This is a genomic window from Marinitoga hydrogenitolerans DSM 16785 (genome assembly GCF_900129175.1).
Taxonomy (GTDB): Bacteria; Thermotogota; Thermotogae; order Petrotogales; family Petrotogaceae; genus Marinitoga; species Marinitoga hydrogenitolerans.
In genome coordinates, this window is record NZ_FQUI01000060.1 from 1 (window position 1) to 7,636 (window position 7,636).

Here is a 7,636-nt window from a genome sequence, read left to right on the forward strand (position 1 = left end):
CTTGATACAGTAAAAGCATATTCATTAATTCTGGAATTAAAAAAAATATTTGATTATAAAAAACCAGCATATGCATCAAAATTCTTTAAAAAATGGTATGACAAAGCGTTAAAATCAAATATACCAGAAATGAAAAAAGCAGCTAAGAGTTTATATAAACATATAAATGGTATTCTTATGCATTTAAAAACAGGATTAACCAATGCTAAAATTGAAGGCATGAATTCAAAACTTAGAACTTTTACCAAAAGAGCTTATGGTTTTAAGTCTTTTAAATATTTATCCATTACTATTTTTTTGGCTTTAGGTAAATTGCCTTTTTCCTAATTACCCACTCTTTTCGTGGGAGAACCTTTCTTCTTCTAAATTCATAGAAGCTACTACTGCACCTTTAAATGTAAAAGAAGGAATATAAGGCAAAGTTCCATTAAATGTTTTTATATTTTTTCCATATCCAATATGCAAAGGAGCTTTTTGTTTTAATATTATTCTATATTTTTCATTCATTTTTTTCACCTTCATTTTTTGAATATTCAAATAATTTCTTTAATAAAAAAGTTTTTAACTTTAATTGAATTAATATTTCATTAAATATCTTGTTGAGAGATTCTTTTTCTTCAAAAGATCTTTTAAGAATGTTATCTGTATTATCTCCAAATATTTCTGTTACAATTTCATCTATTTTTTTTAGTAATATTTCTTTTATGCTCTTTAATTTTTTATTTTCCCCTGAACTTAAATAAATATAAAAATCAACTGGCCCATGAACCGAATTTATTATTATAGCCCTATTTATCCACGCATAAAAAGCTTTTAATTTTTCTTCATCACTTTTTAAAAATTCATTTTCTATTATTTGATTTACAATTTCTGAAATTTTTTGTGATATTGGTATAATTTCAATATTCATTTTCACACCTCACTAACCAATTCCAAGGATCCAAATCCTCTTGTTGTCATACCACCTATCCCAAACTCTTTTATACCTTCAAAACCCCGATTTATAACATCTGATATTTCAAACTTTGAATATTTTTTATCGAAAGGCATTTTTGAATTTATCTCTAAATAAAAATATGTATTTTCCGGTATTGCTTCATATGTGAATAATGCTCCGTCTATAGCAATATGATTTTCAAGCGATACAGACGTACGAACTTCCAACATTTTATTTATGAAATAACTAAACATTTTTTCATCTAAAATAATTATTTGTTCCAATGCTATATCGGAAATTTTAATATTTATATCTTCTTTTAAAACTTTAATATCTTTTATATATATATTATCTATTAATATATTTCTCATTTTCTCTGAAAAAATATCATCTTTAGAATTTTCTTTGTCAATAACCTTATAAAACATTTCTATTGTTGTAATGTACATAATTCCATAATTAGTCTTTACAGGAAACAATATTATTTCCGCATCATTTATTTTTAAATTTCCTTGTTTTGATTTTCCATATAATGTATATCCAAAATTTTGGCATATTGGGCAATCATCATGTCCACAGTATAAGCTCTTATAATTTTCTTTATCTATATTTGCACCACCACATGAAGCTTTTTCTACTTTTATTGCAGAATATCCTCTTAAGGCTCCAGATAATGCAGTTCCAGGAATATATGGAATTTCACTATGAACTTTTCTTATTATTGTGTTGTCCACTCTTCCCAATCTAACCCCACCTGTTCCTATATGAATAGGATTTATAGATTTTAATATATATTCTTTTTTATAAATACTCATCTTTTATCCTCCTCATAATTAATATTTTCATATATTCTCATATATAATTCAATAAAGTCAAAAAAAACACCATTTTTCACGCTATAAATGACATCGTCTTTATGATTTTTTACACCATTATCAAATGATTTTATGATTATTGCTTCAATCAGCTTTTGGTCAAATAACAAATCATTCTGGTTTAATTTTTCCCTTTCATCATCAAGCTCTTTCATGTAATTCATAAAGAACATTTCCAGTTGTTTTATTCCGGTTTTACTTATACTTTTCTTTTTTAATAGATTTTTTAATGCTTCAAATATATTATCTTTTCTTGTTAAATAATTTATATAGACAGGTCGTTCAAGATTTATTCCATAATATGTATTTTTTATAAATTTATTATCTTTTTTCTTTAATGAGATTGTTGAAATTCTTTTCATTGTATCTAAATATTCGAAATCAAAGTAAGAAGGATAATATATAACTTTTTCTTCAGATTTTAATTCTTTATATGTTTTTATTTTTGGATTAATTATGTTCTCATTAATTTTTATATAAGAATCTATTCCTGTTTTTGTTATATCTGTTTTTACAAGAAATGTTCTTATTATCGATTCTATATCTTCATTTACAGCAGCTTTTATATTTTTTTCGGAAACCTTTACGCTCTCTGAAAATTTGAATAGATCTTTTTCCATAGTAAATATTGTTTCATTATTTTTAACTTCATTAAATTTTACAATTTTAGGATTTTTATATAATTTTTTGTTATTTTCTTCAAATCGTCTGAGACCCTCGTATACTCTTATAAATGGTGTAGAATCTTTATAAAACAAAACGTTTACATATATTGGAAGCATATGTTTTACTACAGAAAAATATTCTTCATATTTTTCTTGAATTTTCACTAAAATATCCTCAATATAGTTTGAAGGTAATAATAATATCATCTTTTCATGATCTTTTATTATTTCAAATATGTTCTCTTCAGAAGGAAGAATTTTTTTAATTTCATCTTTTATTATATTCATAAAATCTTTTGATATATCTATTATCCTTTGTATCCTTGCTGGTGATGGGAGAATAGAAATTAATGATTTAAAAAAAGATATATTCTCATACTTTGAAAAAAAACTATTTTTATTTTTATTTATAAAAGTATCTTCAAAATCTAAAACTTCTAATAATTTATTTTTATTATTATCAAAAAATTCAAAATTTCCCATTTTTATATAATATATTTTCTTTTTTGTTTCACCTCTCGTTTTTTCTTCATCATTTATTTTTTTTAATATTTTTTTAAATTTATTTATATTATTTTTATCTGACTTTGTTATTGATTCAAATTCTTGTTTGATATTTTTATAATATTTATTTATAAATCTCGTAGTTATAAATTTTCCATTTAACCAATTTTCAAGCCCTAAATCTATTCTTAGAGCTGCAATTGTTCCGTTTTTTGGATTTTTATAATAGTCAAGAGAATATTTATTGGTATCCTTTACATGATTTCTTTTTCTATCGTTACATTGATGGCATCTTTCTCCAGATGAAACAATATTTACATGGCAATTTGGACAAAATTTGATATTATCTTTGTTGTTTACATCTAATTTGAATTTTTTATTATATATAGGAAATGATATTTTTTTTGCAAACGTTGCAGCATTGGTAAATATTCTAGTTTCTCTTGAAAGTTCTATATGCCAACCACTATAATTCATTGAATCATATTTATCTAGTAATGATCTTATTTCTCTTTTTACGCATTCAAAAAAATCGTTATTATTAATATTAGGATAAGAAAATAAAACTGTATTAGAATCTTCATAAATAAGATTTCCAAATAACAACTCTTCTTCTATATATCTCTTTAACTCCTTTTTTATTACATTTATTTCATTAATATATGCTTTAATATCAACAGGCTTATATGCATTTTTTATTAATTGTTCTGTTCCTAAATATATACCAAATATTTTAAAAGGATATACTTTTTTATAAAGTTCTCCTTCATTCAAAATTTTTCTTGCAAAAGCAAATGTTTTTGCCATAGTTCCCACATAGTATGAATGATCATATAATGTTACATCATTTAATGGAAATCTTGTTTCTCCCAACAAGTTCTTTCCATAGTTTTCTAAATTTTCTAGTATTATATTTCTCACTTTTTTAAATTTTTCATTGACTATATCTTCTTCTGATAAACCATCATTTATTGATTTTATAAAATCTTTTAATTTTTCTGTATAATTATCACTTTCATCCAAAAATATTTTTTTCTCATATTTTCCAAATGAATTTATTATATAGTTTTGCCCTTTAGTTGATGTGTTACTTTTTTCCATTGCAGATGAAATGTTATCTGATTTTATCAACAATTCTAATTCTTTATTGCTCGCAATATTCGAGTCAGGATAGTGATGATTTTCTATTAATTCTTTTAAAGATATATTCTCAGTTATTCCAACTTTTTCTTCTAATAACTTATTAAAATTCTCAAAATTTGAAAATTTTAATTCATATTTTTCTTTGAATATATCTCTATTATGATAAAATTTTCTTGTTATTTTTTCAGAATTAGATAACACAAATCTTTCATCCATTTTTCCTATATCATGTAAAAAACCTGATAGTTCCATTAATAGAATATATTTTTCATCATCCTCATTCAAGCTATAATTTTTACATAAATCCTCCATAATTCCCACCTCAACTTTCTTTGTCAAATAATGTCACTGGTTCATCTTCCCAGAAAAGCTGTAAAGCCAATCCTAAAGCTGTGCTCAACAATACAAACATTAAAAACTGTATTATAGAAGTTTTATCTATATATTTTAATCTATCAAAAATTTCATTTAATTTATATATTCTAAGAAATTTTAAAAAATATACGCCTAAAGATAAAGGAAAAGACCATGAAAATATTGCTAATTTAAGCTTATATTTTTTCCATTTTATTTTGTGAAGAGACTTTTTACGAGTTATATAATAAACCATTAAGCATATCACGATACAAGTAAATAAAAATGTTAAGGAAGTAGCTATAATATTGTATTCATTTTTTAATGGAGTGTATGCATATATAGTTAATTCGTCTAATAATCTCCAAAATTCATCCCCAACAGCTATTAATAATATTCCTGCCATCATGGAAACACCTATCTTTAAGGTAGAATAAATAAAATTAATATACTTTTCGAATATAGTAGTATGTAATCCAGAAAATTTAAATCTCTTGAATAACCAATTATTTATATCTGTTTTAAAGATTTCATTTTTATCAAATGGTTCTAATCGTTCTTCATAGATCTTTTTTATATCTTCTTCAATATTTTTTTCAATATCCTCATCTCTAATTAAATTTGACATCTCAAGCAATATTAAATAAATTGTCTCTAATTTTTCTATAATTATATATCCATATGCTTTTAAAACCTGAATCTGATAATATTGCAAATATTCAGAAGAATTTTTTATAATTCTATTTAACTCTGTTTTTAATTTTTCAATACTTTCTTTAGCCATAAATATACTTTTTTTCGATGATAATGCATCATAAAACTCTTCTTCATATAATTCCAAAACTTCTTCACGAATTATCTGTTTTTCATAAAATTCGTCTTCATAATCACGTAATTTTTTATTTTCATTTTCGAACTTTTCTAAAAAGAAATTAAAAAATTTCGCCATCGAATTTTCTTCAAAAAATAAAGGCTTAATATTTTCACTATTTTCACACAAATTCGAGTTATTATATCTATTTGTTTCGATTTGATAATAATATATTTTATACAGATCTTTTTTTATCATTTTAGCTATATTATCGGAAAAATTTTTTTCATCATTATTTTTTCCATATTTTATACTAACAAAATTTTCATCTTGAAGCTGCTCTTTTTCTTTATTAAAAATCTCTTCATTTCTTACGCTAACAAATTCATTATATTTATCTGAATAATGATCAATAAAAACTTTTTCAAGAACTTTTTTTACCTGATTTTCTAATAAAAACTTATCTTTACACTGAAATTCAATTTCCTCAAATATTTTTTTTAAAAGATTATCTTTTATCATAATGTTTTGGTTTTTTTTACAGTATATTTTGATTGCATAAATTGCTGAAAGATAATAACTCTCCTCAAATATCTTAAATTTTTCATACATGCTTAAAGCACTTCTTTGTAAATCCCTATTTAAAATATTAAAAAATCCCTTTGTTTTTAATTCGTGAATTATTTGAAAATTTCTAATATAATTTATCCACATTTTTTCCTTTCCTATTAATTTTAACAATTGCAATATTTGCCTTTCACATCCAATAACATCACCATTTTTTAAATCATGAAAAAAATCGTTTAAAACCATTTTTGATTGGTATATATATTTATCATTTTTATCTTTTTTTTCATTTTCTTCATTTTCTTTATTTTTTTCATTTTTAAATTTTTCATATAATATTATTGCTATACTATATAAAAATCTTTTTGAAAGTACATTTACTTTTTCTGATTTGATAATTTTAAATATTTCAACGTAGAGATCCAGAAGTGTTTTCAAATCATATTGTGATTTAGAAGATTCTTTTCCATAAGTTAATAGAGAAACATAAATTTTTATAAGATGAGACAATTCTTTTGTTTGAATAAATTTATATAATAACGCTTTTAGCATATAACCATTTAATTTTTCACTTTCTTCCAATGAAAAATAATATTCAAAATCCTGAATATTGTTAATTTGATAATCAAGATATCCATTTTTATATTTTTTATTTATTTGTTGCATATATTCATCAGTATAGATTTTTATATCATTGATTATTTCTTTATTTTCTTCATTTAATTCATAAGCATATTTGATTCCTAAAACAGTTAATCCAATGAATTTTTCTTTCTTCTTTAAATGTTTAATTATTTCTTTTTTTCTTTTATCTTTCTTTATTGACAATCCGGCTGGTAATGTATAGGGAAAAACCTTAGAATGAATTTCTTTATCAGGATGAACTATTTTATTATTTTGGTTTTCGCTTTCCCCAAAGTTATCAAAAAACAAATTAAATACTTTAAATTCATCATTTTTCAATCTATAATTTACACTTGTTCCAAAAATTTTTTTAGAATACAAATAATAATAAGATTGAATTGACTGTAATCTCTGCAGATAATTATCATTATTAGAGATAAAATAATAATCTCCTTCGATTTCCTCAATTTTGCCCTTTTCCAATAAAAATTTAAATCTTTCATAATATTGCTTAATCATACTTTTATTCTTATTTTTTATACTTTCCACCTGCAAATTCCCATGATCGCTTAAACTATCATAAATTGTAGTAATAGTCATAAAAAAACCTGCTATATCCATTAGTTTAAAAGATTGATATTCATCAGCAAAATATAAAGCATCTAAAATAAAATTAAAATCATTATCTGTAATTTTATGTTCACTATGAAATTCAATTAATATTCTGTTGATTGCTTCTATGTTTTTTTTCTTTTTATATTGTTTTATTTTTTCTATCTTATTTTTATTTTTTATTATAGAATCTTTTATTTTTGAATATTTTTCAAGGTTCTCTTCTAAAAACAGTGGGTAAAAAAAGAAAAAATATGATATTATAGGAATGAAAGAAAAAAGGAGGAGGACCAAAATGATAAATGAATTGCCAAGATTTTTTGAAAAAATACTAAATATAAATGAACCATGGAGAATAGAAAAAATAGAACAAGATGGGAATAAAGTAAACATATATGTAAATTTCAAAAGAGGAGCGAAATTTGAAATAAACGGGAAGAGATATGGAGCCTACGATACAGTCAAAAAGACATGGAGACATTTAAATTTATTTCAATATGAAACATATATACATGCGAGAGTACCAAGGATAAAAACAGAAGAT

General features: G+C 22.9%; 6 protein-coding genes and 1 pseudogene. 2 read left to right on the forward strand and 5 right to left on the reverse strand.

Translation table 11 applies throughout. From position 1 onward, the window contains the following. The coding region (locus BUA62_RS10750; protein WP_143148379.1) for a transposase at window positions 1-327 on the forward strand (327 nt) is incomplete at its 5' end. Here BUA62_RS10750 and BUA62_RS10755 read toward each other — a convergent pair. Genes BUA62_RS10755 through BUA62_RS10775 form a run of 5 tightly spaced genes read right to left on the reverse strand, consistent with a single transcriptional unit; the run spans window position 328 to window position 7,386 of the window. Continuing rightward, window positions 328-507, reverse strand: a complete 180-nt coding sequence (locus tag BUA62_RS10755) for a hypothetical protein (protein ID WP_072866048.1) — start codon at window positions 505-507, stop codon at window positions 328-330. It lies immediately after the preceding gene. Then, the gene (locus BUA62_RS10760; RefSeq protein ID WP_072866049.1) at window positions 500-910 is read right to left on the reverse strand and encodes a hypothetical protein; all 411 of its coding nucleotides are present in this window, start codon (window positions 908-910) and stop codon (window positions 500-502) included. The genes BUA62_RS10755 and BUA62_RS10760 overlap by 8 nt, the downstream gene beginning before the upstream one ends. Window positions 911-912: 2 nt before the next feature. Next, on the reverse strand, window positions 913-1,752 hold the full coding sequence (gene cmr4, locus BUA62_RS10765) for a type III-B CRISPR module RAMP protein Cmr4 (RefSeq protein ID WP_072866050.1): 840 nt from the start codon (window positions 1,750-1,752) through the stop codon (window positions 913-915). Next, window positions 1,749-4,436 carry a hypothetical protein gene (locus tag BUA62_RS10770; protein ID WP_072866051.1) on the reverse strand — a complete coding sequence of 896 codons (2,688 nt, stop codon included), beginning with the start codon at window positions 4,434-4,436 and terminating at the stop codon, window positions 1,749-1,751. Before BUA62_RS10770 ends, cmr4 begins: the two co-directional genes overlap by 4 nt. A gap of 10 nt (window positions 4,437-4,446) precedes the next feature. Beyond that, window positions 4,447-7,386 (reverse strand): hypothetical protein, encoded by a 2,940-nt coding sequence (locus BUA62_RS10775; protein ID WP_072866052.1) that lies wholly within the window; start codon window positions 7,384-7,386, stop codon window positions 4,447-4,449. A gap of 1 nt (window position 7,387) precedes the next feature. Here BUA62_RS10775 and BUA62_RS10780 point away from each other — a divergent pair. Continuing rightward, window positions 7,388-7,636: pseudogene (locus BUA62_RS10780) on the forward strand (transposase family protein); the annotation flags it as partial.

Excerpts from the sequence above, each read along its gene's own strand:
- BUA62_RS10755 (WP_072866048.1), bottom strand. The coding sequence starts at position 507 with ATGAATGAAAAATATAGAATAATATTAAAACAAAAAGCTCCTTTGCAT.
- BUA62_RS10760 (WP_072866049.1), bottom strand. The coding sequence starts at position 910 with ATGAATATTGAAATTATACCAATATCACAAAAAATTTCAGAAATTGTA.
- cmr4 (WP_072866050.1), bottom strand. The coding sequence starts at position 1,752 with ATGAGTATTTATAAAAAAGAATATATATTAAAATCTATAAATCCTATT.
- BUA62_RS10770 (WP_072866051.1), bottom strand. The coding sequence starts at position 4,436 with ATGGAGGATTTATGTAAAAATTATAGCTTGAATGAGGATGATGAAAAA.